This window comes from Thermoflexus hugenholtzii JAD2, from assembly GCF_900187885.1.
GTDB lineage: Bacteria > Chloroflexota > Anaerolineae > Thermoflexales > Thermoflexaceae > Thermoflexus > Thermoflexus hugenholtzii.
Genome location: NZ_FYEK01000028.1, coordinates 93,298 through 117,529, shown reverse-complemented (window position 1 = coordinate 117,529; position 24,232 = coordinate 93,298). Strand labels below are relative to the sequence as shown.

Genomic DNA, 24,232 nt, shown 5'->3' with positions numbered 1-24,232 from the left:
GCATGGGATGGCCGTCAATAGGTTTCCAAAATTTGGTGGATCGACTTCAAGGAGCTGTCAGGGGAACTCCAGTGGAGAGGACGGAAGTCGTTTCTTCAGCGGGCGTTCAGGATCTCCGGGTAAACGGAGCAGCGATGGGCGAGGGCGGCCTGGCAGCGATCGGGGAGATCGGCGGGCGGTGCCCAGCCCCAGCGCCGCAGGATCCGCGCTAGGTGGCAGAGGGGAAGGCCGACCACAGCGGCGTAGCACCCCACAACGGCCGCCGCCGGCCGGAAAGTTGGATGCTGAACAGCATAGGCCCCTGCCTTGTCGAAGGGATCCCCCGTGGCCAGATACGCCTCGATCTCTTCGTCGGCGTAGGAACGCATGATCACCTGGGTCGTGGCCACCTCCACCCACGTCTCACCCCGAAGCGGGTGATGGACCGCCACAGCGGTGTGGACCTGATGGGTGCGCCCACGCAGGGCGCGCAGCATCGCCCGCGCCTCCTCGGCGTCGGCCGGCTTGCCCAGGATCTGCCCTTCCAGATCCACCACGGTGTCCGCCGCCAGGATCAGCGCCTCAGGGGCCTGAAGGCGGGCCGCCTCGACCTTGGCCCGGGCCAGCCGGGCGGCGCAGGCAGGCGGCCCCTCGCCCGGCCTTGGGCTTTCATCGATCTCCACCGGGAGGACTTCCACGGGATGCCCGAGGAGCGCGATCAGCGCGCGACGTCGCGGCGAGGCGGAAGCCAGGACCCAGCGCTCCGGGATCATGGGTTCGGATGCGCCCGCAGGTAATCTTCGAACATCTCCCGGAAGGGCTCCACCATGATCTCGTAGGAAGCCCATTCCTCAAAAGCCCCCGCGACGTAAACCGTCGCCCCCAGCACGTAATCGTCCTTCTGGAGCTCCTCGTCATACCACCAGAGCTGGCGCAGGTAAAAGTAATGGGGATCCCCGAAGCCTCGCTGGGCCCAGTAGCTCAGGTAATTGCGCCAGCCCCGGGAGGGCGGCCCATGGAAAGTGGGAACGTCGTCAATCCCCAGCTCTGTGATCACAATGGGGATTTGATATTCCCGGGGGACCATATAGCGATAGACCTTGCGGTAGCGCAGGGTGAACCAGCCCTCCCCGGTCTGGGGATCCACCCCGGCGTCGAGGGTGGGGGAGGCGTATTCGTGAAGGGCCAGGATCCCGCCGAGCTGCCGGGCGGTCTGGAGGGCCGGAAGGAAATCCACCCACAGCTCCAGGTCCGGCGAGCCGTTGGGGAAGTTCCCGATGGCGCACTTGAGGCCCCGCTGGGCCATCAGTTTCATCCGCTCGATCTCGAACTGGGCGAAGAGGCGCATGACTTCATGGTTGTGGGGACGGGGCTCGTTGTGCCCCTCCCAGTAGTCGATCAACGGGTTCGCCAGATAGATGTCCATGAACCGGTTGACATACCACTCCGCCGCCGCCCGCATATCCGTCCGGCCGTCCCGGAGATGCTCCTCAAAGCCGAAGTTGTGGTTGCGGGTGATGCGCCCGATGAGGACGGTGTTGGGGGAGGCCGCTTTGATCTCCGGTGCCCGTCCGAAATCGTCGATGATCTTCACCACCCGCATCCGGGTGTTCACGATCAGGCTCACAATGTGGACGTCCCGGAACCACTGGACGACGATCCCCAGCTTGCTGGGCCGGGGGAAGGGCGGCCACGGGGTCTTGGTCGGCGTGGGGGCCGGGGTGGGGGAGGGCGGGATGGGCGTGTCGGTCGGGATCGCCGTGGCGGTGGGCGAAGGCCAGGGCGTCGGGCTGGGGTCAGGACGCGGCGTCGGGGAGGAGGTAGGGGTGAGCGTCTCCAGCATCCGCCCGCAGGCTCCGGCCACCAGGCCCAGGCCCAGTCCCCCAAGTTGCTGCAGCAACCGCCGACGGGTCCATAAGGGCATCGTCCTCCCCTCCCCAAGGTTTTCCGAAATTGTAACCTGAATTGAGCGGTGAAGGGGAGATCAAGGTTAAGCCGCAGATCCACCGTATCCAGGGGCCTCGTCGGCTTTCGCAAGACTCCCCCGGGATCCGTATAATTCCCCTGGGAGATCGAAAATTCGGACAGGGAGAAGGACCCACGATGCGCTGGGAGCTCGGACAGCGGCATCGGCTAGGGATCGCCCTGAGCGGCGGGGGCGCCCGGGGCTTCGCCCACATCCGGGTGCTCCGGGTGCTGGTGGAGGCGGGCTGGCGGCCGGCGGTGGTCACCGGCACCAGCGCAGGGGGCATCGTGGGCGGCCTGTTCGCAGCCGGGCTCTCCCCGGAGGCCATCGAGGCCCTGGCCCGCCGCATCGGCTGGCGGATGTTCATGCGCCTGGATCCCGATGGGACGGCGCTGGTCAGCACGCGGGGGCTGGCCCGCCTCCTGCGGGAAGCGGTAGGGGAGGTGCGGATCGAGGAGCTGCCTATTCGCTTCGCGGCGGTGGCGGTGGACCTGGACACCGGAGAGGAGATCTGGCTGGATCGAGGTCCGCTGGTGGAGGCCATGCTGGCGACCAGCGCCTTCCCGGGTGTCTTCCCGCCGGTTCTCTGGCAGGGCCGGCGCTTGATCGACGGCGGGGTCCTCAACCCGTTGCCGGTGGATGTGGCCCGAGGCCTGGGGGCCACCTTCGTCATCGGAGTGGATCTCTCTGGACCGATGAGGTCCGGCGGCGATCGCCGCCTGCCCGAGGAGCTGCCAGGCCCGCTGCTGATCCGCTGGCTGACCCGGCGGGCACGCTGGAGCCGGACGCTGGAGGTGGTGTTCGGCTCGGTGGGCATCATGGCCCGGTGGATCACAGAGGCCCGCCTGGCCCGGACGCCCCCGGACTGGCTGATCCGGGTCCCCACCGGGGACATCCCGGTGTTCGCCCTGGACCGGGCGCCGGAGATCCTGGAGCGGGGAGAGCGGGCGGCGCGGGCCGCCCTGGCCGGGCTGGAACGGGCGATGAGCCAGCCCCGCTGGTTGCGCCGTCTTCTTCCTCAAGCGGCCTGAACGGAGGGTCGTTCCCAAATGCGCACGATCCGGATCATGATCGTCGATGACCACGAAGTGGTGCGGGTGGGCCTGCGGGCGTTGCTGGAGCGGCGCCCGGATTTCCGGGTGGTGGCGGAGGCGGGCTCGGCGGAGGAGGCGGTTCAGAAGGCTTTGGATCACCGCCCGGATGTGGTGGTGATGGATATCCGCCTCCCCGGCGGCAACGGTATCGAGGCGACGCGGCGGATCGTCGAAGCCCTCCCGGAGACCCGGGTGATCATGTTGACCTCCTACGCGGAGGACGAGCTCCTCCTGGAGGCCATCGAGGCCGGGGCCTCTGGCTATGTGCTCAAGCAGATCGGCAGCGACGAGCTCATCATGGCCATCGAACGAGTGGCCCGGGGGGAGGCTCTCATCGATCCTTCCGTAACCCCTCGCCTGCTCCGGCATGTGCGGGCCGCCCGCCGCAGCGCCATGGCCTCCGCCTTCAGGGACCTCACCGAGCAGGAGCTGCGCGTGCTCGCCCTGATCGCCGAGGGGAAGACCAACCGGGAGATCGCCCAGATCCTCTTCCTCAGCGAGGGCACCGTCCGCAACTACGTGAGCAGCATCCTCAGCAAGCTGGGGCTCTCCAACCGCGCCGAGGCGGCGGCGTACGCTGTGGAGCACAACATCAAAGCCTACCTGGACGAGGGGTTGGGATCGGCCTAAGAGGGGGCGTATGGAAGACAGGAGTGGCTGGGTCTTTGGATGGGGGGTGCTGGTCGGCTTGACGCTGCGGGCATGGGTGCTGGCCTCGGAAGCGGCGATCCTCGCCCTCCCGGAAGCCCAGCGTCGGGCCTGGGTGCAAGAGGGTCGTTTCCTCGCCGCATGGTTGAACCGCCTGGCCGAGGACAGCGCCATCCGGCTGCAGACGATGCGGCTGACCCTTCTCTTCCTGGATCTCGCAGTGGCCGGGTGGGGGACGCTGGGGCTGTTCCAGGGCCGGGCGTCGATGGCCCTGATCCTCCTTTTCTGGCTGGCCCTGGCCTGGGGGCTGCACGGGCCTGGCGAGGCCTGGCCCCGGGCCCTGGGAAGCCGCTGCGCCCGATCCCTGGCCATCCCGGCCACCTTCACCCTCCTGGCCCTGCGCGGGCTCTTCGCCCCGTTGCGCCGTCTGGCGGCGCGCTTGAGCCCGCGCGCCGATGGGCGGGCGGCCCCCCTGGTGGATGAAGCCGGGCTCCGGACCCTGGTGGATGCCGGGGAAGAGGGCGGGGCCATCGAGGCCACCGAGAAGGAGATGATCGTCTCGATCTTCGAGCTGCACGACACCGTCGTCGGGGAGATCATGGTGCCGCGGCCGGACATGGTGGCCATCCCGGTGACCGCCTCCCTCTCCGAGGCCCTCCACGTGATCCTCCAGGCCGGTTATTCCCGCATCCCCGTCTATGAGGGCACCATCGACCACATCGTCGGCGTGCTCTACGCCAAGGATCTCCTCCGGCTGCTCCGGGATGGGATCCGGGAGGTCTCCCTCCGGGAGCTCCTGCGCCCGCCGTATTTCGTCCCTGAGGGCAAGCGCATCGTGGACCTCCTCCGCGAGATGCAGCAGCGCCGGGTCCATATGGCCATCGTGGTGGACGAATACGGCGGCGTGGCCGGGCTGGTCACCATCGAGGACATCCTGGAGGAGATCGTCGGCGAGATCCAGGACGAATTCGATCGTTCCGAGGAGCCCCTGGTCCTCCCCCTGGACGAGCGGACCTATCTCTTCGATGGCCGGGTGGATCTGGAGGAAGCCGAGCGGGTGCTGGGTGTGCCTCTGCCCTCCGAGGGCGCTGACACCCTGGCCGGTTACGTCTACGAGCGCCTGGGCCGCATCCCGGCGGCGGGCGAGGTCTTCACGGATCAGGGCCTGGAGTTCCGGGTGGAGGAGGTCCTCGGGCGCCGCATCCGCAAGCTCCGGGTCCGCCGCCTGGAGACCGCCGTTGAAGGCTGAAGGCGGATCGCTCGCCCTCGCAGGTCGAAATGAATTTCGGCCGGTCTCCGCCACGGAAGCGAAGCCCTCGCAGGTCGAGCAAAGGCGTTTCCCGGGATCATCCCGGTCCCTTACAGCGGAGCACCATCCGACCCGCACGGGAAAACAAGCGTCCGTCGCTGGACAGGGGAAATCGCTCCCTGTAGGAGCGGCTTTAGCCGCGAACCCTTCCCGTCTCGAAGACAGAGGGCTCGGGTTGCAGGAGCAGCCTTCGCTGCGACCTTTTCGCCATCAAAGGCGGAGGTTTGGGGTGGAGGCTCCTCCTGCGGGAAGATCGATGTGTTTGTAGGAGCAGTTTCCGCTGCGACCCTGAGGGAATCCCATCCGGGAGGTCATCAACGATGACATGGTCCAGATTGATGCTGCTCGCGGTTCCCCTCGCCCTGGGGGCGGTCCTCCTTCGGGCGGGACCGATCCCTGAGCTGGCCCTCAGCGCCCTGGCCCTGATCCCGCTGGCGGCCCTGATCGGGGAGGCCACGGAGGAGCTGGCCGCCCGCACCGGCCCGGTGATCGGAGGGTTGCTCAACGCTACCCTGGGCAACGCCGCGGAGCTGATCATCGCCCTGGCCGGCATCCGGGCCGGGCTGTTGGACCTGGTCAAAGCCTCCATCACGGGATCCATCCTGGGGAACCTGCTGCTGGTGATGGGGCTGAGCCTGGCGGTTGGGGGATGGCGTCATGGGATCCAGCGGTTCTCTCAGCAGCGGGCCGGGGTCCTGACCACGATGACGGTCCTCGCCTTCATCGCCCTGGGGGTCCCCTCTCTGTTCAGCCACACCATCGCTGCTCACCATCCCGAAGCGGTGGAGGCCCTCAGCCTGGGGGTGGCGGGGTTGATGCTGGCCCTTTATATCCTCAGCGTGCTTTATACCCTGCGCGCCCGGGAGCCCCTGGGAGGACACGCCGTCGCCCACGCCCGCTGGACGCTCCCCCAGGCCCTGGGGATCCTGGCCCTGGCCACCCTGGGCGTGGTGGTCATGAGCGAGATCCTGGTTCACGCCCTGGAGCCGGCCCTGCACGCCCTGGGCCTGACGGAGTTCTTCGTCGGGATCATCCTCATCCCCTTGGTCGGCAATGTGGCGGAGCACCTGGTGGCCGTCCAGATGGCGGCGGAGAACCAGATGGATCTCTCCCTGGAGATCGCGGTAGGCTCCAGCTTGCAGATCGCCCTGCTGGTGGCCCCCGTCCTGGTCTTCGCCAGCTTAGCCCTGGGGCGGCCGATGGACCTGGTCTTCCATCCCCTGGAGCTGATGGCGCTGATGATGGCGGGGGCCATCGCATCCTTCATTGCACTGGATGGAGAGACCAACTGGCTGGAGGGCGCCCAGCTGCTGGCCGTCTACGGCATGCTGGGGATCGCCTTCTTCTTCGTATGAGTCTGGTAGCCTTCAGCCCGTGGATCCGGCGGAGGCCGGGACCTCTTCCATCCGATATTCGCCCTCGACAGGCGAGGCCCCCGACGCGGTCGGCTCGATGCGGTAGCGGTAGCGGATTCGGGCAGTCTTCCGGAGCATGGCGCTGACCGAGCAATATTTGGTGGCTGAGAGCTCGATCGCCCGAACCACCGCCTGAGGATCCACGTTCCCCCGGATGATATAGAGGAGATTGATGTCCGTGTAAACTTTGGGGTGCTCCGGGGCGCGCTCGGCCCGCACCTCCATGGCGAATCCTTCCAGGGGCTGGCGCTTCTTCCGGAGGATGGAGAGGACGTCCATGGCCGTGCATCCGGCCAGGGCGACCAGCACCAGCTCCATCGGCCGCGGCCCCTCATTGGTCCCCCCGATGTCCGGGGCCGCGTCCATGATCACCGCGTGACCGCTGGGTGTGCGGGCCTCCATTTTCATCCCTTGAGGGTCCAGCAGATCAAGACGGATCTCGGTGGCCATTGAGGACTCCTCCTCAGATCAGATGGGATCGGGGGCGCCGCCCCCGGTGGGTCCGGTTATCAGGTGCAGGCGCCGCGGGCGCCGGTGCGGAAACCGCAGATCGGGCAGTGGAGGTTGAAATACCCATCGTATTCCAGACGGGCGAACCCGCAGTTGGGGCAGGGATCCCCTGCCCGGTGGATCTCCACGGCCTGCTCCGCTTCCTGCGGGGGGTGCAGGGAGAAAGTCAAGGAGGGGCCTTCGGCCAGCGCTTGGGACGCGCGGCGCTTCTTCGCCCGAGGCTTCGATGGCGAGCCTTCTGCTTCCCACCAGTAGTTCCCCATGGAGGACCTCGAAGCCGGATCGGTCAGGAGGGCAACCGTTTCAGGGCCTCCAGGAGGTCGCGCAGTGCGGGGACCGCGTGGGCCGGATCCTCCTGGGCGCATGCCTGAAGGTAAGACCGGGAGGCGAACAGGAAGGCCTGGCGGGCGGCGGCCTGCAGGGCGGCCAGCTGCTCCAGCACCTCCCGGCAATCCCGCCCCTCCTGGATCATCCGCTCGATCCCCCGGGCCTGCCCCTGGATACGCCGGAGGCGGCGGATGAGGCGCTGTTCCGCATCCGGAGGGAGATCGATCATCGGATGCTCCTTACGATCGAACGGGGCCACCGGCCCCGGCTCAGCGGATCCCTCAGGTGACCGGTCCGCAGGTGGATCCCCGGCGGAGCTCGCTCCCGGTCCCTGCCGTGGCGAAAAGAGAGAGGCGCTTCTCCGCCTCCCGCCGGCCGCAGCGGGGGCATTCGATCTCCTCCGTCGGGGTGTTCCACCGCACCAGGCGCTCGAACTCGGCGCCGCAGGCGCGACAGCGATATTCGTAAAGCGGCATCGCTCGCCTCACCTCCTTCGACGCGGAATCCCGCGGCGAGGGATCCTCCCGGATCCCGGGCGGTGAGGGGGCGATAACCGGGTTACCCCCTACCCGTATAGAAGGATAAATCGGAGGGGCCGGTGTGTCAAACGCGAGGCAAAGCCCTACAGACCCAGGTAGGCCTGACGGACCCGGTCGTCGCGGGCGATCTGGCGGGCGGGGCCCTCCAGCTCGACCCGCCCGCCGCTGAGGACATAGGCGTAATCGCTGACGGCCAGGGCCAGGTGCACGTTCTGCTCCACCAGGAGCATGGTCAGCCCCTGGGCTTTCAGGCGCCGGATGACCTCGAAAAGGTTCAGCACCAGAAGCGGGGAGAGGCCCAGGGAGGGCTCATCCAGGAACAGCACGCGGGGTTCGGCCATGAGGGCCCGGGCGATGGCCAGCATCTGCTGCTCGCCCCCGCTGAGGGTCCCCGCCTTCTGATGGCGGCGTTCCTTCAGGCGGGGGAAGAGATCGAAAACATAATCCAGGTTCTGGCGGAAGCGGGCGCGCGCCCGGCCGGTCACCGCTCCCATCTCCAGGTTCTCCTGGACCGTCATATCGGTGAAGAGCTGCCGGCCTTCGGGGACCAGGATCAGCCCCATGGCCGCTTTCCGGTGTGGGGGAAGCAACGTGATGTCCTGGCCGTCGAAGAAGATCGCCCCCCGCCACGGCCGGATCAACCCCATCACGGCGCGCAGGGTGGTGGTCTTGCCGGACCCGTTGGCGCCGATGAGCGTGGTCAGCCGCCCGGCTTCCAGCCGGAACGAAAGACCCCACAGGATCTGCACCTCTCCGTAACCGGATGTCAGGTCCCGGACCTCCAGAAGAGTCATCCCGCTCCTCCGTTGGCTTCCAGCAGGCTCTGGGAGAGGCGGGGGTCGCCCAGGTAGGCTTCGATCACCCGGGGATGGTGGGCGATCTCCTGCGGCGTGCCCTCCGCGATCACCTCCCCGTAATCCAGCACCACGATGCGATCGGAGACGTTCATGATCGCGTGCATCAGGTGTTCGATCATCAGGATGGTGATCCCGCTCTCCCGGATGGCGCGGATCACCCCCACCATGGCGGCGACCTCCGTTGGGTTCAGCCCCGCCAGCACCTCATCCAGCAAAAGCAGGCGCGGCCGGGCGGCCAGGGCGCGGGCCAGCTCCAGGCGTTTCTTCTCGGCCACGTTCAGCTTGGCCGCCTCCACATCCCGTTTGTCCGCCAGGCCCACCTGTTCCAGGACGGCCAGGGCGATCTGCCGGGCCTCGCGAAGGGGGCGGTTCTCCCGGCCGAAGCAGGCGCCGACCATCACATTCTCCAGGACCGTTAGCTCGTTCAGCGGGCGCACGATCTGATGGGCCCGGGCGATCCCCTGACGGGCGATCTCGTAAGGGGGACGCCCGGTGATGTCCCGCCCGCAGAAGATCACCCGTCCCTCCTCGGGCCGATACACGCCGTTGATCACGTTGAAGAGCGTGGTCTTGCCGGCGCCGTTGGGGCCGATCAGCCCCAGGATCTCCCCCTCCCGCAGGTGGAGGGAGACGCGGTTCAGCGCCTGCAGCCCGCCGAACCGTTTGGAGACCTCCTGGACCTCGAGCAGGTTCATGCCAGCATCCTCCGGAGAGCCGGGAAGCGGGCCCGCAGCCAGCCGATCAGGCCCGCCGGTATGAAAAGGATGATCAGCAGCAGGAAGGCCCCCGCCAGGGCTAAGTGCAGGTTCTTGAACAGGGGGCTGGTGAGCAAGTAACCCCGGAGCCGCTCGTAGAGCGCGGCCCCCAGGATCGGCCCCCACACCGTCCCCTGTCCCCCCAGCATCACCATCACAATGGTCTCAATGGAAAGATGAAGCCGGAAGGCATCCCCCGGCTCGATGTTCCCGTTCTTGAAGAAGAACAGCACCCCCACCATGCCCGGGAACAGCGCCGAGAGGGCGTAGGCCAGGGTCTTCCAGCGAGGGGCCCGCACGCCCAGGACGAGGGCGGCGTCCTCGTCCTCCCGGATGGCCATCAACCCCAGCCCGAATTTGGAGCTCTTCACCGCAAAGCTCACCCCCACCGTGAGCAGGGCGAGGGCCAGCAGCGTGCCGTAGCTGAGCCAGAGGGCGCGGGCGGGCCCGCCGTAGGCGTTGTAAACGGCGAAGTTCAGCGACATGCCGGTGGGGCCGCCGAAGGGCTCAAAGTTGGTCACGAAGGCCCGGACGGCCTCGTTGATCCCGATGGTGGCCAGGGCGAAGTAAGCCCCCCGCAACCGGAGGATGATCGCGCCCAGGCCCAGGGCCAGGACGGCGGTGGTCACCCCCGCCGCCGCCATCGCCGGCCACAACCCCCATCCGTGGCGGTGCATCAGGTAGAACCCGATGTAGCCCCCCAGCCCGAAGAAGACGATGTGGCCGAAGTTGACGTATCCGGTGTAGCCCAGCAGGATGTTCAGGCTGGAGGCCAGCACGATCAGCATGAAAATCAGGAACAGGTCCTCGCGCAGGGTGGCCGAGCCGGTGGCCACCGGCCACAGGCCCACCCCCAGCAGGACGATCAGTGTGATCCATAAGGAACGCGAGCGCCAGAACTCCATCGTCCTTCACCCGGGCAAAAGGATCCCTATCGCTCTCCCAGCAATCCCTGGGGGCGCACCAGCAGCAGCAGGACGAACATCGCGAACTCGATGACGGGGACCCAGCCGGTGGGCAGGAAGACCGGGATGAGCCCTTCCAGGACGCCCAGGATCAGGCCGCCCAGCAAGGCCCCGGTGGGGTTCCCCAGCCCGCCCAGCACGCAGATCACAAAGCTCTTCAGCTCATAGGTCCCGCCGGACAGGATCGTGAACGGGAAGAAGGTGGCGATCAGCCCCCCCGCCGTCGCCGCCAACATCGTCCCCAGCCCGAAGCTCAGGGCCAGGATCCGGGTGGAGGGGATGCCCATCAGCTCCGCGGCGGACCGGTTGCTGGCCACCGCCCGCACCATCTTCCCGAGCGTGGTCCGGTAAAGGAACAGATAAAGGGCCGCGGCGATCAGCAGCGCCGCCAGGGCGGCCACCAGCCGGGTGCCCAACAGGACCACCGGGCCCAGGGTCAGGCTCCCCAGGGAGAGGTTGACGTTACGGGGGGTGGTGGTGAACAGGGCCGTGCCCACCCCGATGATCATCATGTTGACCGAGAAGGTCGCCAGCAGCGTCGAGAGGTGAGGAGCGTTGAGCACGCGGTGGACGGCGACGGCGTAGATCAGGACGCCGGAGAGCAGGCCCAGGAGGGCCACGACGAACAGCCCCACGTAAGGATGCACCCCGGCCTGGGCGAAGAGCAGATAGACGCCGAACATCCCCAGGGCGATGACCGGGCCGTGGGCCAGGTTGATCACCCGCATCACGCCCCAGATCAAGGTGAGCCCCATGGCGGCCAGGCCGTAAACGAAGCCCAGCAACAGCCCATCGATGAGCGAGGCCAGCAACACTCCCGGATCCACCCGAGCCTCCTCCCGGATCAATGGTGAAGTTCCTCAGATGGCATAACCCGACGATCCGACACTGCCCCAACGGTTCGGGGCCGGGAGGAGAAGGATCCCCCCGGCCCGCGCCGCTTCACCGGCTCAGGGGATAGAGCGGCGTCGCCGCCTGGGCGGCCTCCGGCCAGACGATGGGACGGATCAAGTTCCCCGAGGCGTCCTTCTGCCACTGGAGATAGACCATCTCGTGGCCGATCTGCTTGCCGTGGGCCTTCCCGGTGTCGAACTGGATGCGGCCATAGAAGGTCATGATGTCCATCTTCTCGAGGGCCGCCTTCACCTTCTCCGTGTCCGTGGAGCCGGCGTCCTCGATGGCCTTCTGAAGGACCAGGCCGGCGGCGTAGCCCCCGGCGGCATGATAGCCGGGCTCGTAGCCGTATTTGGCCTTGTAGGCGCTGACGAACTGGTCCACCGTCGGCCCATACCAGGGCAGCCCCGCCGCCTTCGCCGAATCCGGCGAGTATTTCGCGCCGGGCTCCCACTGGCTGGGGCCGATCACGCCCACCGCCGCGTCGCCCAACTGGGCAAACTCCGGCACCGCCGGGGCCACCAGCAGGGCGATCATCTTCACCGGCACCTTCTTCTCGAAGAGCTGCTTGGCCAGCGTGGAGCCGTCCTGGAAGTGACCGCCGCCGATGATGGCATCCGGCTTGGCGGCCATGATCTTGTTGATGAACGGCCCGAAATCGGTGGTCCCGGTCTCGTAGCCCTCGAAGAGCACCACCTCGAAGCCCTGGCTCTCCGCATACGGCTTGGCGGCGTTCACCACGTCGGTGGAGAACTTCTCGTTCTCATAAACGATGGCGATCCGCTTGGCGTTCGGATCCATCTTCTTGAGGAAGTCGATGGCCCCCGTCAGATAACGGCTGGCCGGGGTGTAGATCTGGAAGATGTGCTGGTAGCCCTTCTCGTAGGTGCTGTCGGAGGCAGCCCCCGTGGTGATCATGATCTTGCCGTATTGCTCAGCGATCACCGCCGCGGCGTCAGCCAGGCCGCTGCTGTAGGGGCTGATCAGGAAGTCCGCCTTGTCCTCGTTGATCAGCCGGACGTAAAGCTGTTGGACCCGTTCCTTGGCGCTCTCGTCGTCGTAGAACTTGAGCTCGACCTGGAGCACCGTGCCGTCGGGCAGCCGGATGCCCCCCGCCCGCTGGAGATCCTCCAGCCAGAGCTGCAAACCCTGGACCTGTTCCTTGGACTCCTTGGTCAGCTTGCCGGTCTGGGAGGCGGTGAAGCCCAGGATGATCTTCTTCACGGCGGGGGTGGGGGAGGCGGCCGGGGTGGGGCTGGGTTGGGCCGCCGGGTGAGCCGGCCCCGCCGGCGTCGCCGTGGGCGCCGGGGGCGTGGGGGTGGCGCACGCGGCCAGCAGCGCCAGGCCGATCAGGATCCCGATCCACTTCAGCCCGCGCACCATCGCAACCTCCTGCGCACTGGAGTTCGGGGCATGCCCGTCATCCCTTAAGTTAGGCGGTCGGGATAAAATGTCCACAAACGATCGTTCGCCGCGCATAAACGCCGCGTAAACACCCCGGATCGGAGAGGGGGGACCCATGGGGAGGGGGCATCCGCATGATCTGCGGACCACGTTGCTGGCCGCTTACGGTCTGCTGATCGGCTGGCTGGTCGCCCTGGGCCTCCTGTTCCATTTCTGGAGCGCCGACCGGCTGCTCCGGGACGCCGAGGCCTCCAATCGGGCTCTGGCCCAGGCGGTGGGGCTGGAGACCGAAGCCTGGCTCCAGGACGCGATCCAGGGCGTGGAGGCCCTCGCCCGGATGGAGGCGGTACGCCGGCACGACCTCCGCGCCCTCCCGGCCCTCTTCGCCCCCGCCTTCTCCGCCCGCCCGGACGCCCTGATGCTCTTCCTCCTGGATCGCCGCGGCGTGATGCGCTATCACTACCCGGAGGGACCTGGGAGCACCGTGGGCTGGGATTTCAGTTTCTGGAATTATTTCCAGGCCGCCGCCCAGGGGAATGGCCCGGTGCTCTCCAAGGGATGGCTCTCCCCCACCACCGGGAAGCCCGTGGTGACGATCGCCGTGCCCCTGAAGGATGAACAGGGCGCCTTCAACGGACTGGTGGCCCTCAACCTCTCCCTGGAGCGCCTCAGCACCGTCCTGCGGACCGTCGCCGGGGGCTCTCTGGATCTCCGCCTGTATGATGCCACCGGGCAGCTGATCGCCGCCTCCGGCCCCCTGATCCCCCTGGATCCGACCCACCGGCTGGATCCGGGGGAGGCCGTCCCCCCGGGCCTGTCCCGGGATCCTGAGGGGCGGGCCTGGGTGGCCACTTCCCTCTTTCTTCCCCGAACCGGATGGCGCATCCTGGTGCGCCGCCCGGCCGATGAGGCCCTGGCCACCCTCTATATGTTCCGGCGGGGGCTGCTCCTCCTGCTCACGCTGGTGCTGATCAGCGGCTTCGGCTTCTGGTATCTCCTCACCCATCAGGCGCTGCGCCCGCTGGAGGCCATCGCCCATTTCAGCCGGGAGCTCGGCGAGCATCCGGGATCGGCCAGCGCCGCGCCCATCCTGCGCCTGACCGCCCGCGGGGATCAGATCGGACACCTCGCCCGCTCGCTGCTCTGGATGCAGGCGGCGATCGAACGACGCCTGAGCGAGCTGCGCACCCTCCTCGACACCGGGCGCGTCGTCCTGTCCTCGCTGGAAACCGAGGCGGTGATCGCCACCATCCTGGAGCAGATCCAGCACCTGCTCCGCGTCCCCACCTGCGCCCTCTTCACCCTGGATGAGCGCACGGGGTGGTATCGGGTGCGCGCGGTGCGCGGGCTGAGCCCGGATTACGCCCGCGGGCTCTCCTTCCATCCGGATGATCCACGCTCGCCCACCATGCGCGCCATCCGGACCGGCCGCCCCGTCCAGATCGCCGATATCGAGGTCGAGGGTTATCCGGAGCTGCGGGAGCGGGCGCGCCGGGAGGGGTTTCGTTCGCTCCTGGCGGTGCCGCTTCAGGCCCGCCACGTTCCTCCCGCCGCCCTGGTGATCTACCGGCCGGATCCCCATCCTTTCTCGGAGGACGAGGTCTCCCTGGCCTGGAACTTCGCCAACCTGGCCGCCTTCGCCCTGGAGCACGCCGTCCTCTACGCCCGCAGCGACATGCTCCTCCAGCAACAGACCCGCCGGCTGGAGACCCTGATCGAGCATCTCCATGACGGACTGATCATGGAAAGCCGGGAGCGGGAGATCCTGTATATGAACCGGCGAGCGGCCGAATGGTGCGGCCTGGAGGAGCCGTGCGCGCCGGGATGCTCCGCCGACATCGCCTACGCGGCCTTGCTCCCGCATCTCTCCCCTTCGGAAGAGGCCGCCCGGCTGCTGGAGAGGACCGATGAGGGAACAGTAGAAGTGCGCTGGCAGAGGGACGCCCGGGCTCGGGAGCTCCGCATCCAGAGCCTGCCGGTCCGCGGGGAAGGAGAGGAGCGCCTGGGACGCATCCTGGTCCTCCGGGACATCACGGTGGAGCGGGAGCTGGATCGGGCGAAATCGGCCCTGCTCTCCGCCGTCTCCCACGAGCTGCGCACCCCCCTGGCGGCCATCCAGGGCTACACCACCACCCTCCTGGCGGAGGATGTGGAGTGGGATCCGGCGGCGCGCCGGGAGTTCCTCCAGATCATCCTGGAGGAGACGGAGCGTCTGGCCCATCTGGTGAGCAATCTGCTGGATCTCTCGCGCCTGGAGGCGGGGGCCTTGATCCTCAACCGGCAGCCCTACCCCCTGGAGGCCCTCATCGCCCGGGCCCGCCGGGGCCTCCGGACGAACACCCATCCCATCTCCGTGCAGCTGCCGCCGGATCTGCCTCCTGTCGACGTGGACGCGGCGCGCATCGAGGTGGTCTTTCGGAACCTCCTGGACAACGCCCTCCGCTATACGCCTCCGGGCACGCCGATCACCATCTCCGCCGGCGTCGCGGACGGGGTGGTGGTCGTCCGCGTGCGCGATGAGGGCCCGGGCATCCCGCCCGAGCATCGAGGACGTCTGTTCGATCGCTTCTACCGCATCCCCGGCCAGGTTCGATCCTCCGGCGCCGGCCTGGGCTTAGCCATCTGCAAGGGCTTCATCGAGGCCCATGGGGGTCGGATCTGGCTGGCCGATGAGGGCCCGGGCGCGACCTTCGTGTTCACCCTCCCGATCTGGAGGGGCGACGATGGCCGAGCGGATCCTGGTGGTGGAGGATGAGGAACCGCTCCGGCGGTTCATCGCCCGCAACCTGTCCGCCCGCGGATACGAGGTGCAGACGGCCTCGGACGGCTACGAGGCGCTGCGGCGGTTCGAGGAGCAGGCCCCGGATCTGGTGATCCTGGACATCCTGTTGCCGGGGCTGAACGGGCTGGAAGTGCTTCGGCGGATCCGCCAGGCCTCCCTGGTCCCGATCCTGGTGCTCACAGCGCTGGATCAGGAGGCGGACAAGGTCACGGCGTTGGACCTGGGGGCGGATGATTACCTCACCAAGCCCTTTGGGGTGGGGGAGCTGCTCGCCCGGGTGCGGGCGGCCCTGCGCCGGATGCGCTGGAGCGAGGGAACCGGCGGGCCCGGGGTCCTGCGGGTGGGCGATCTGGAGCTGGATGGGGACCAGCGGCGGGCCTGGCATCGGGGGGAATCCCTGCGCCTGACCGGGAAGGAGTTCGACCTGCTTTATCTCTTGGCCCGCCACGCCGGGCGCACCCTCTCCCATAGCTTCTTGCTCCAGCGGGTTTGGGGGCCGGAGTATGTGGATGAGGTGGAATACCTTCGGGTCTACATCGGGCGGCTGCGGCGCAAGCTCGGGGAAACGGGGGATCACCGGCACCTCTTCACCGAGCCCGGCTTCGGCTACCGGCTGGAGGGATAGGACCCGGGGGATGCGGTTTCGATTAAAATCCATAAGAGATCCTTGCCTCCCATCCGGGCAATCAGGAGGGAAGGATGCCGGCGGCCAGCGAGCTTCGACCGGGGATGACCGTTGCACTGGAAGGGAACCTGTTCCGCGTGATCGAGGCGGTTTACCACTCGGGCACCGCCCAGCAGAAAGGGGTGGTCCACGCGAAACTGCGCAACCTGCGCACCGGCGTGGTGGTGGACCGGCGCTTCCGGCCCGAGGAGCGGGTGGAGGAGGTCGCCCTGGAGCGCCGGGTGATGGAATACCTCTACAACGACGGCGAGATGTTCTACTTCATGGACCCCGAGACCTACGATCAGGTCCCCGTCCCGGCGGCGATGATCGGCGACCTGGAGGTCTTCCTCCAGCCCAACCAGCGGATCCCCGTGGAGTTCCATGAGGGCCGTCCCGTCGCCGTGGCCTTCCCCGAGACCGTGGACCTGCGGGTGGTCCACACCTCCCAGCCCCTGCGCGAGCGGGAGAGCCACGTCTACAAACCCGCTATCCTGGAGAACGGCCTGGAGGTGCTGGTCCCCCAGTTCATCGCGGAAGGGGACATCGTCCGGATCAACGTCTACACCCGGGCCTACGTGGACCGCGTGGGGAAGCGGGGGGCCTGATCTATTCCATCCCCAGCCGGCGCAGGTCCTCCTCGCTCAGCCCGAAGTAATGCCCCAGCTCGTGCAGGAGGGTGCGGCGGATCTCCGCCCGCAGCCGGAAGGGGTCGTGGCCGAAGTCGGCCTCTAAGGGGCGGCGGAACAACCGAATGCGCGAGGGCCAGGCGATGAGCATGCGCTCCCGCTCCGCGCGGGTGGGTCCCTCGAACATCCCATAGAGGTTCTCCCCGGGGGGCAGCCCCAGCGCCGCCCGCTGCGCCGGGGAAGGCTCCTCCTCCAGCAGCACCGCCACGTTATCCACCGCCCCCCGCAGGTCTGCCGGAAGGCGCTCCAACACCTCCGTCCAGATCCGCTCCACCAGCTCAGGGGTGATCCGAAGGCGTCGCCGCATCCGGTGGGGGTTCCTCCGTGGGTTCGGGGATCGGCACGCGGACGAAGATCCGGTCGGCCAGGCGGCGTCGGATGCGGTGGGTCTGATCCCCCACCCGGATCCGTAGGCCGGCCCCGGGCTCCTGTTCCTCGACGGTCACCCGGGTTCCGGGCCGCAGGCCGACCCGGGCGGCCTGGCGCAGTGTGGATACCTCATCCGTCACCCGCAGCACCTCACAGGCCACCCCGAGGGGCGCCTCGCTCAGGCGGCAGGCGAGGGGAGCGGGGATCTCGCCGGAGCGGGTGGGGATGGGATCGCCGTGGGGGTCGTAAGCGGGGTGGCCCAGCAGGGTGGCGATGCGTTCCTCCAGCGCCTCGCTGATGGCGTGCTCCAGCCGGTCCGCCTCCGCGTGGACCTCGTCCCAATCGTAGCCCAGGGCTTCCATCAGGAAGAGCTCCAGAAGGCGGTGGTGCCGGATCACCTCCAGGGCGATGCGGCGGCCGGCGCGCGTGAGGGCCACTCCCCGATAGGGGGTGTAATGGACCAGGCGGAGCCGGGCCAGCTTCTTCAGCATCCCGGTCACGGAAGGGGGGGAGACGTTCAGGTATTCGGCCAGCCGGGTGGTGCTCACCACCCCCTCCCGCTCGGCCAGGATGTAGATCGCCCGCAGGTAATCCTCCATCGAAGCGCTCAACCGGGGCATGCTTCGTTCGGCCCCCTCTCCGGATTCCTTCCCCATCTTAACACAGAGTTCCCATCCCGGGGAGCGCCATCCGTGCTCCACCGATGGTCAGAACCCTATGACCAAATTCCTATCGCGTGTTCCTGCCCAGGCCGGATCATGGGATTCGACCCTTTCCGTTCTGGAGCATCCTCAGGATCAGGAGGGCACGGATGGGGACAGGCCGCCGCGGGCGGGTTCGCCGGATCCTTCGCTTGCTCCTGGTTGGGATATGGGGGCTCCTCCCGGCTCTGCCGGCTCCCAAGATGCCGCCGCCGGTCCTCGCCCGGGCGGCCCCGGACCGTCCGAGAGATCCCCTTCCGCAGATCGATCGTCCCGTTCCTGCCACCCCCGCCTCGCTCGGAGGAGACCGCCATCCGGCGGGGGGCGCTCCCTACCGGGTGTTCCTGCCGCTGGTGCGGCAGGCCGGGGATCCGGACCGGATCTCCCCGTATGGCGGTGTGTTCACCAGCCCCGATGGGCGGGTGACGGTAGAGGTGCCCCCGGGGGCGGTAACCTCCTCGGTGCGGTTGCGCTACGCCGTCCGCTCGCCCGCGCCCCCCGACGCGGGGCTGGCGTTGGCCTTCGATCTGGAGGCCACGGATCAGGAAGGCCGGGCGGTCCGCGCCTTCCGCGCGCCGCTCGCCCTGACCGTCCGCCTGCCCGAGGCGCTGCCCGCGTCGAGCGGGGTCGTGCTCTCCGTCTACGATCCCGGGCAGGGTCGCTGGGTTCCGCTCCCAAGCCTCTTCGACCGCGTCCATCGCGTGCTTCGGGCATGGACCTCGCACTTCTCCACCTTCGGCGTGCAGGTGCAGGAAGGGGAAGGCGCCGCCTGTCGGTTCCGCCTGCTGGAGGCGGTGCCGCCAGGGGAGACCGGCTCTGGGACTGCCCCGGAGGTGCCGGATCCCGGGCCGGAGGGCGGCGCCCGGCTCGTCTCCCCCTCGGCCTATGGGAAGGGGACGCTGACCCTCCGCCGTGCCTCCGACGCCCGTAGCCGCTCGTGGGTTTTCCCCGGCGGCGCCTTCTCCGAGGATGTCGCCGATCTCTTCCCGCGGCCCTCAGGTCCGATCACGAACCCGTATGCTCTGCGCTACACGGCCCAACTGGAGGTGGACAACACGGCCATCCTCACCCACACCTCCGGCCCCTTCGATCTGGAGCTGGTGGACCGCCTGCCGCCGCGTATTCGTGGGGTCCAGATCTTCCAGGACGGCGAGGGCGGGGTGGCGATCTCCGCTGACATCGAGGACAACTGCGCCCTGGCCGCGGTCGTCTTCGTCGCCGCCAGTGACAGCGGAGGCGGCGGGGTGGCCGCGCCGGTGGCCTCAGGGAACGGCCGCTATGGGGCCGTTTTCACCCTCCCCCGCGTGGGCCGCAACACCTTCACCATCTGGGCCGCCGACGCCACCGGCAACGTCGCCGTCTGGAGCGCCGCCCTCCCCGCCGCCTACTCCGGCGCCTTCGGCTTCGCCGCCCTCAAGGGCCCCTGCGGCGGCACCTGCGGGACCGAAGGCGACCCGGTCAACACCGCCTCGGGCAACTTCGTCACCCGCACCCTGGACCTGCGGCTGCCCGGCATCGGGAACACCGAAATCCGCGTGGAGCGCACCTACAACGCCCAGGCCGTCCCCCCGCAAGGGGACTTCGCCCTCATCGGGATGGATCCCGGCCCCTTCGGCCCCGGCTGGTCCTGGCCCTTTGACTTCCGCCTGGAGTTCATGGAAAACGACCTCCTGCGCGGCATCAAAGTCCATTACCCGGACGGCCACACCGCCCGCTTCCGGCGGGAGGAGGGCGGCGCCTTCACGCCGCTGACGCCGGGAAACACTGATCGCCTCCAGGCCGTTCCCGGCGGCTACGTCCTCCAGCAGAAGGACCTCACCCGCTATCGCTTTGACCCCGAGGGCCGCCTGGTGGAGGTGCGGGACGCCAACGGCAACACCCAGACCCTCACCTACGACGGGGCCGGACGGCTGGTCCGGGTGGAGAACAGCGCCGGGCGGTGGATCGAGATCGCTTACACCCCGGAGGGCCGGATCGCCGAGATCCGCGCCCCTGGGGGCGTGCGGTTGCGCTACGCCTACACCGACGGCCTCCTCACGGCCTTCACCGACGCCCGGGGCCAGACTTGGCAGTATGCCTACGACGCGGCGGGCCGCCTGACGGAGATCCGCGCCCCGAAGGGGCATCCCGCCCTCCGCATGCGTTATGACGATCAGGGCCGGGTGATCGAGCTGATCGAGGGGGCCACCGCCCGGCGGACCTTCGCCTACGACAACCCGGCCCACCTCCGTCGGGTCGCCGACGCTTACGGCCGCGTCACCGTCCACCAGTATGACGCGCGCTACCGCCTGATCCGCCTCACCGATCCCCTGGGCGAGACCGAGGAATACGGCTACGACGACCAGGACCGAAGGGTTTTCTTCAAGGACAAAGAAGGCCGCCGCTGGCGCTACGTCTACGACGATCGGGGCAACCTCATCCACGAGGACGGCCCCCTGGGCTGGGAGCGGGCCTGGGAATACAACGAAATGGACCGGCTGACGATGGAGCAGGACCCGGCCGGCCGCCGCACCCTTTACACCTACGACGACCGGGGCAACCTCACCGTCATCACCAACGCCCTGGGCTTCACCCGCACCTTCGCTTATGACGACCGGGGTCTCCCCATCCGCCTCACCGACTTCAACGGCAACGTCATCACGAACTCTTACGACGCGGCCGGGAACCTCATCGCCGTAGAGAACGGCGTCGGCGCCGTCACCCGTTACGGCTACGACGGCCTGGGCCGCACCGTGGCCATGACCACCCCCAACGGCGCCGTCTTCACCTACACCTACGACGCCGGAAGCCCCCTCCTTACCGGCATCTTCGGCCCCCTGGGCTACCGGGAGACCTACGAATACGACCCCAACGGCAACCTCTCCCAGAAGGTGGACCCCAACGGGAACCCCACCCGCTACGAATACGACAATTCCGACCGCCTGGTGGCCGAAGTCAATGCTTTGGGCTACACCACCGTCTACACCTACGGCCTAATGAACGAACTGGTGGCGATGCAGGACGCCGAGGGGCGGGTGACCACCTACGAGTATGATGCCCTCCTGCGTCTCATCGCCGTCCACGCCCCGGAGGGGGCCACCACCCGCTACGCTTACGACGGGGTGGGGAACCTCACCGATGAGACCGACCCCGAGGGCCGGGTCACCCATTACATCTACAACGACCTGGACCGGCTGGTGGAGCGCATCCAGAACTACGTCCCCGGCGGCCCTCAGAACGCCGACACCAACGTCTCCACCCACTACGAATACGACCCGGCGGGGAATCTCATCCAGGTGGTGGACCCCAACGGCATTGTCACCCGCTACGAATACGACGTCCTGAACCGGCTCCGGGCCGAGATCCGCAACTTCCGCCCCGGCGAACCTCCAGGGCCCGACGTCCACGTGACCACCCATTATGAATACGACCCCAACGGCAACCTCATCCGCCGGGTCAACCCGCGCGGCTTCGCCACCGTTTACGCCTATGACGCCGCCAACCGCCTCATCGCCGTCACTGACGCCCTCTCCCAGACCACCACCTACGCCTACGACCCGGACGGCAACCTCCTCGCCCTCACCGACCCCGCCGGGATGACCATCCGCTACGAATACGACCTATTAGACCGCCGCACAGCCGAAATCCGTAACTTCCGTCCTGACCTGCCTTCAGGCCCCGACGTCAACGTCACCACCCGCTACGAATATGACCCGGCCGGGAACCTCGTCCGGGTTGTGAATCCCAATGGCATCCCCACCTGCTACGAGTATGACGCCCTCAACCGCCTCATCACTGAGATCCGCAACTGCCAGCCGGGCCAGCCGCCAGGGCCAGACGTGAACGTCGCTACCCACTACGAGTATGACAGGGTGGGGAACCTTATCCTCCTCACCGACCCCAACGGCCATTCCACCCACTTCGTCTACGATGGCCTCAACCGCTTGGTCTCCCGCACTGACCCTGGTGGGCACACCGTAACCTTCTCCTACGACCGTGTAGGGAACCTCATCCGCCAGGTGGACGCCCGCGGCTTCCCCACGGCCTACGCCTACGACGCCCTCAACCGACCTATCACCGTGACCAATGCCCTCTCCGGCACCGTCGTCTTCCGCTATGACTCCGCCGGCAACCTCCTGGCCCGTACCGACCCCAACAACCATACCACCCACTTCACCTACGACGGCCTCTACCGCCTGGCCACCGTCACCGACCCGGAGGGCTTCGTCACCCGTTATGAATACGACCCGAACGGCAACCGCACTGCCCTCGTGGACGGCAACGGCCACCGCACCACCCTCACCTACGACCCCCTGGACCGGCTGGAGACAGTGACCAATGCCGAGGGAGAGACCACCCGCTATTCCTACGACCCCGTGGGCAACCAGACCCAACGGATCGAGCCCGACGGGGTGGTGACCCGCTATGACTACGACGGCGTCTACCGCCTGGCGGCCGTCACCCTCAACCACCGCCCCGGCGCGCCGGCGGACCACCAGACCAACGTTACATACCGGTATCATTACGACCCGGTCGGGAACCGGTTGCAGGTAGACCTTCCTCCCAACGCCGCGGCCTTCACCCGCACGCTGCGCTACGAATACGACCCTCTCAACCGCCTGATGGCCGAGACTGACCCCCTGGGGAACACCTGGCGCTATGGGTATGACCCCGCCGGGAACCGGATCCGCCGGGTGGACCCTGAAGGCCACGTCACCACCTACACCTACGACGCTGACAACCTCCTGGTCCGCATCGCCTACGACGACGGCACCGCTATCGCCTTCGCCTACGACGAGAACCACAACCGCACCGTGATGACCGACACCCTGGGGGTGAGCCGCTGGGTCTACGACCCCCTGAACCGGGTGGTGGAAGTCACCGACAGCCTGGGCCGCCGCCTGGGGTATGGCTACGACCCCGCCAGCAACTGGGTGGCCCTGACCTTGCCCGAGGGGGGCGTCATCCGGTATCATTACTCCGCCAACAACCGGCTGCGGGGCGTGACCGACCCCGAGGGGCGGCGCACGCTCTTTGAACGGGACGGGGAGGGGAACCTCCGGCGCCAGTTCAACCCCAACGGCACCGTGACCGAAGCCTCCTATGACCGGGCCAATCGGCTGCGCAGCCTGACCACCCGTCGTCTGGATGGGACGGTCATCGCCGCCTTCGCCTATGAACTCAACGAAGTAGGGCTGCGGACGGTGATGACGGCCACCTACGGCTGGCGCAACCCGCCGGTGGTGACCGAACGTTACACCTATGACCCCCTGCGCCGCCTGGTTGGGGTGAGTGACAGTGAGGGCTTCCAGGCCATTTACGAATACGATGCCGCCGGAAACCGCACCCGCTGGTGGGCCAATGATGACCAGACCACCCCGCGGCCACGGGACGGCTTTGAGGTCACCTCCACCTACGATGCGGCGGACCAGTTGCTCCAGGCCCTGCGGGTGGGTTCCCAGCCCAACGACCGCCAGGCCTTTGTTTATGCCTACGATGCCAATGGCAACCGGGTGAACCTGAACTGGCCGGGCCCGCCAGGGCCGAACACCCAGGGGATGGACTATGTCTACGACCGGGAGAACCGCCTGATCGCCGTCCAGGCCTACCAGGTCAACCATCGGGGCCAGCGGGTGGAGCGGGAGGTGACGCGGCTTTACTACGATGGTCTGGGGCGGCGGCTGGTCAAGGAATACGACCCCAAAGCCGGTGCGGGCGGGGTGAAGCGGACGGAGTATGCATTTGACCATCTGAACCCGGTGGCGGAATACTTCCTGTGGAACGGCCAGCGGGCGGAGTATTACCGGGGCGGGGCCGAGGCCTTCAGCCCCACGCCGATGCTTTTGGCGCTGCGCCACTTCCCGGCGGGCACTCAGGGTCAGACCTACTGGGTTCATCTGGACGGGCGGGGGAGCGTTGCGGGCCTCACCAAACACCAGGGCCAGAGCACCCACAACTACCGGTATGATGCTTACGGCTTACTGCTCCCGGCTCAGGGCAACTGGACGGATCCCCATAATCACTACACCTTTGCGGGGAAAGAGTGGGACGAGCACCTGGGATTGTATGAGTTTGGCGTTCGGCTCTACGACCCCTGGGCGGGGGTGTGGCTGACGCGGGAGCCGTTGCCGGCGCAGGCCGGGGAGCCCCGCACGTGGCACCGATATGGGTATGCGTGGGCCGATCCCGTGAATCGATGGGACCCATATGGGGAGCAAATCGGTGGCTTCGGTGGGTGCGGAACACTGGCTCTCCTTGGATGAGTGGGCGTAATCGAATCTATGGCTATCATATTAAACAGAGCGGGCAGATGGGCGCGGATATACCTCCTCCGGGGTGAGAGTGAGATTCTCCGGTTCAGGATGGGAAGGCGCGGGTTGGTCTCC

At 67.7% G+C, this 24,232-nt stretch carries 21 protein-coding genes; 8 read left to right on the top strand and 13 right to left on the bottom strand.

Going from position 1 to position 24,232, the window contains the following annotated elements:
* Positions 1-95 precede the first annotated feature (95 nt).
* Both CFB18_RS08410 and CFB18_RS08405 read right to left on the bottom strand, forming a co-directional pair.
* Positions 96-752, bottom strand: coding sequence for a Maf family protein (locus tag CFB18_RS08410; RefSeq protein ID WP_088571364.1), 657 nt, complete (start codon positions 750-752; stop codon positions 96-98).
* Positions 749-1,903 carry a hypothetical protein gene (locus CFB18_RS08405; protein ID WP_088571363.1) on the bottom strand — a complete coding sequence of 385 codons (1,155 nt, stop codon included), beginning with the start codon at positions 1,901-1,903 and terminating at the stop codon, positions 749-751. Before CFB18_RS08405 ends, CFB18_RS08410 begins: the two co-directional genes overlap by 4 nt.
* Positions 1,904-2,082: 179 nt before the next feature.
* Between CFB18_RS08405 and CFB18_RS08400 the strand changes: the two genes are divergently transcribed.
* The 4 genes from CFB18_RS08400 to cax all read left to right on the top strand — a co-directional run bounded on the left by CFB18_RS08400 (position 2,083) and on the right by cax (position 6,351).
* Positions 2,083-2,976 (top strand): patatin-like phospholipase family protein, encoded by an 894-nt coding sequence (locus CFB18_RS08400; RefSeq protein ID WP_088571362.1) that lies wholly within the window; start codon positions 2,083-2,085, stop codon positions 2,974-2,976.
* Between the two features lie 18 nt (positions 2,977-2,994).
* Positions 2,995-3,669: a response regulator gene (locus CFB18_RS08395; RefSeq protein WP_088571361.1), complete on the top strand. Its 675-nt coding sequence runs from the start codon at positions 2,995-2,997 to the stop codon at positions 3,667-3,669.
* A gap of 10 nt (positions 3,670-3,679) precedes the next feature.
* Positions 3,680-4,936 carry a hemolysin family protein gene (locus tag CFB18_RS08390; protein WP_088571360.1) on the top strand — a complete coding sequence of 419 codons (1,257 nt, stop codon included), beginning with the start codon at positions 3,680-3,682 and terminating at the stop codon, positions 4,934-4,936.
* 380 nt (positions 4,937-5,316) lie between these two features.
* Positions 5,317-6,351, top strand: coding sequence for a calcium/proton exchanger (gene cax, locus CFB18_RS08385; RefSeq protein ID WP_088571359.1), 1,035 nt, complete (start codon positions 5,317-5,319; stop codon positions 6,349-6,351).
* Positions 6,352-6,363: 12 nt separating this feature from the next.
* Here cax and CFB18_RS08380 read toward each other — a convergent pair whose 3' ends face one another.
* From CFB18_RS08380 to CFB18_RS08340, 9 genes are all read right to left on the bottom strand, one after another.
* Positions 6,364-6,861 carry an OsmC family protein gene (locus CFB18_RS08380; RefSeq protein WP_234977032.1) on the bottom strand — a complete coding sequence of 166 codons (498 nt, stop codon included), beginning with the start codon at positions 6,859-6,861 and terminating at the stop codon, positions 6,364-6,366.
* 59 nt (positions 6,862-6,920) lie between these two features.
* A complete protein-coding gene (locus CFB18_RS08375) occupies positions 6,921-7,184 on the bottom strand; it encodes a hypothetical protein (protein ID WP_088571358.1) in 264 nt (87 codons plus the stop codon).
* Between the two features lie 23 nt (positions 7,185-7,207).
* Entirely contained in the window at positions 7,208-7,477 is a 270-nt protein-coding gene (locus tag CFB18_RS08370; RefSeq protein ID WP_088571357.1) for a metal-sensing transcriptional repressor, read from the bottom strand.
* A 52-nt stretch (positions 7,478-7,529) separates the two neighbouring features.
* On the bottom strand, positions 7,530-7,724 hold the full coding sequence (locus CFB18_RS08365) for an FmdB family zinc ribbon protein (RefSeq protein WP_088571356.1): 195 nt from the start codon (positions 7,722-7,724) through the stop codon (positions 7,530-7,532).
* Positions 7,725-7,870: 146 nt separating this feature from the next.
* Entirely contained in the window at positions 7,871-8,581 is a 711-nt protein-coding gene (locus tag CFB18_RS08360) for an ABC transporter ATP-binding protein (RefSeq protein ID WP_088571355.1), read from the bottom strand.
* The gene (locus CFB18_RS08355; protein ID WP_088571354.1) at positions 8,578-9,339 is read right to left on the bottom strand and encodes an ABC transporter ATP-binding protein; all 762 of its coding nucleotides are present in this window, start codon (positions 9,337-9,339) and stop codon (positions 8,578-8,580) included. The genes CFB18_RS08360 and CFB18_RS08355 overlap by 4 nt, the downstream gene beginning before the upstream one ends.
* Positions 9,336-10,304 carry a branched-chain amino acid ABC transporter permease gene (locus tag CFB18_RS08350; protein ID WP_088571353.1) on the bottom strand — a complete coding sequence of 323 codons (969 nt, stop codon included), beginning with the start codon at positions 10,302-10,304 and terminating at the stop codon, positions 9,336-9,338. The genes CFB18_RS08355 and CFB18_RS08350 overlap by 4 nt, the downstream gene beginning before the upstream one ends.
* A gap of 26 nt (positions 10,305-10,330) precedes the next feature.
* On the bottom strand, positions 10,331-11,191 hold the full coding sequence (locus CFB18_RS08345) for a branched-chain amino acid ABC transporter permease (RefSeq protein ID WP_143597558.1): 861 nt from the start codon (positions 11,189-11,191) through the stop codon (positions 10,331-10,333).
* 115 nt (positions 11,192-11,306) lie between these two features.
* A complete protein-coding gene (locus CFB18_RS08340) occupies positions 11,307-12,641 on the bottom strand; it encodes an amino acid ABC transporter substrate-binding protein (protein ID WP_088571351.1) in 1,335 nt (444 codons plus the stop codon).
* Positions 12,642-12,777: 136 nt separating this feature from the next.
* Here CFB18_RS08340 and CFB18_RS08335 point away from each other — a divergent pair, with 136 nt between their 5' ends.
* From CFB18_RS08335 to CFB18_RS08325, 3 genes are all read left to right on the top strand, one after another.
* Positions 12,778-15,417, top strand: coding sequence for a sensor histidine kinase (locus CFB18_RS08335; protein ID WP_088571350.1), 2,640 nt, complete (start codon positions 12,778-12,780; stop codon positions 15,415-15,417).
* Positions 15,386-16,069 carry a response regulator transcription factor gene (locus CFB18_RS08330; protein WP_088571349.1) on the top strand — a complete coding sequence of 228 codons (684 nt, stop codon included), beginning with the start codon at positions 15,386-15,388 and terminating at the stop codon, positions 16,067-16,069. Before CFB18_RS08335 ends, CFB18_RS08330 begins: the two co-directional genes overlap by 32 nt.
* A 74-nt stretch (positions 16,070-16,143) precedes the next feature.
* Positions 16,144-16,716 carry an elongation factor P gene (locus CFB18_RS08325; RefSeq protein WP_088571348.1) on the top strand — a complete coding sequence of 191 codons (573 nt, stop codon included), beginning with the start codon at positions 16,144-16,146 and terminating at the stop codon, positions 16,714-16,716.
* Position 16,717: 1 nt separating this feature from the next.
* On the opposite strand, the gene CFB18_RS08320 is transcribed toward CFB18_RS08325, so the two are convergent.
* Together CFB18_RS08320 and CFB18_RS08315 are read right to left on the bottom strand one after the other, a co-directional pair.
* Entirely contained in the window at positions 16,718-17,104 is a 387-nt protein-coding gene (locus CFB18_RS08320; protein WP_088571347.1) for a metallopeptidase family protein, read from the bottom strand.
* Positions 17,076-17,786 (bottom strand): metal-dependent transcriptional regulator, encoded by a 711-nt coding sequence (locus CFB18_RS08315; protein WP_200808136.1) that lies wholly within the window; start codon positions 17,784-17,786, stop codon positions 17,076-17,078. The genes CFB18_RS08320 and CFB18_RS08315 overlap by 29 nt, the downstream gene beginning before the upstream one ends.
* Positions 17,787-17,977: 191 nt before the next feature.
* Between CFB18_RS08315 and CFB18_RS08310 the strand changes: the two genes are divergently transcribed.
* On the top strand, positions 17,978-24,109 hold the full coding sequence (locus tag CFB18_RS08310) for an RHS repeat-associated core domain-containing protein (protein ID WP_088571346.1): 6,132 nt from the start codon (positions 17,978-17,980) through the stop codon (positions 24,107-24,109).
* The last annotated feature ends 123 nt before the right edge of the window (positions 24,110-24,232 follow it).

Bases quoted from the DNA above. Each gene is read 5' to 3' on its own strand.
- CFB18_RS08355 (WP_088571354.1), bottom strand. From the start codon at position 9,339: ATGAACCTGCTCGAGGTCCAGGAGGTCTCCAAACGGTTCGGCGGGCTG.
- cax (WP_088571359.1), top strand. From the start codon at position 5,317: ATGACATGGTCCAGATTGATGCTGCTCGCGGTTCCCCTCGCCCTGGGG.
- CFB18_RS08330 (WP_088571349.1), top strand. From the start codon at position 15,386: ATGGCCGAGCGGATCCTGGTGGTGGAGGATGAGGAACCGCTCCGGCGG.
- CFB18_RS08405 (WP_088571363.1), bottom strand. From the start codon at position 1,903: ATGCCCTTATGGACCCGTCGGCGGTTGCTGCAGCAACTTGGGGGACTG.
- CFB18_RS08340 (WP_088571351.1), bottom strand. From the start codon at position 12,641: ATGGTGCGCGGGCTGAAGTGGATCGGGATCCTGATCGGCCTGGCGCTG.
- CFB18_RS08365 (WP_088571356.1), bottom strand. From the start codon at position 7,724: ATGCCGCTTTACGAATATCGCTGTCGCGCCTGCGGCGCCGAGTTCGAG.
- CFB18_RS08410 (WP_088571364.1), bottom strand. From the start codon at position 752: ATGATCCCGGAGCGCTGGGTCCTGGCTTCCGCCTCGCCGCGACGTCGC.
- CFB18_RS08315 (WP_200808136.1), bottom strand. From the start codon at position 17,786: ATGCCCCGGTTGAGCGCTTCGATGGAGGATTACCTGCGGGCGATCTAC.
- CFB18_RS08310 (WP_088571346.1), top strand. From the start codon at position 17,978: ATGGGGACAGGCCGCCGCGGGCGGGTTCGCCGGATCCTTCGCTTGCTC.
- CFB18_RS08375 (WP_088571358.1), bottom strand. From the start codon at position 7,184: ATGGGGAACTACTGGTGGGAAGCAGAAGGCTCGCCATCGAAGCCTCGG.
- CFB18_RS08320 (WP_088571347.1), bottom strand. From the start codon at position 17,104: ATGCGGCGACGCCTTCGGATCACCCCTGAGCTGGTGGAGCGGATCTGG.
- CFB18_RS08350 (WP_088571353.1), bottom strand. From the start codon at position 10,304: ATGGAGTTCTGGCGCTCGCGTTCCTTATGGATCACACTGATCGTCCTG.
- CFB18_RS08325 (WP_088571348.1), top strand. From the start codon at position 16,144: ATGCCGGCGGCCAGCGAGCTTCGACCGGGGATGACCGTTGCACTGGAA.
- CFB18_RS08380 (WP_234977032.1), bottom strand. From the start codon at position 6,861: ATGGCCACCGAGATCCGTCTTGATCTGCTGGACCCTCAAGGGATGAAA.
- CFB18_RS08370 (WP_088571357.1), bottom strand. From the start codon at position 7,477: ATGATCGATCTCCCTCCGGATGCGGAACAGCGCCTCATCCGCCGCCTC.
- CFB18_RS08335 (WP_088571350.1), top strand. From the start codon at position 12,778: ATGGGGAGGGGGCATCCGCATGATCTGCGGACCACGTTGCTGGCCGCT.
- CFB18_RS08390 (WP_088571360.1), top strand. From the start codon at position 3,680: ATGGAAGACAGGAGTGGCTGGGTCTTTGGATGGGGGGTGCTGGTCGGC.
- CFB18_RS08395 (WP_088571361.1), top strand. From the start codon at position 2,995: ATGCGCACGATCCGGATCATGATCGTCGATGACCACGAAGTGGTGCGG.
- CFB18_RS08400 (WP_088571362.1), top strand. From the start codon at position 2,083: ATGCGCTGGGAGCTCGGACAGCGGCATCGGCTAGGGATCGCCCTGAGC.
- CFB18_RS08360 (WP_088571355.1), bottom strand. From the start codon at position 8,581: ATGACTCTTCTGGAGGTCCGGGACCTGACATCCGGTTACGGAGAGGTG.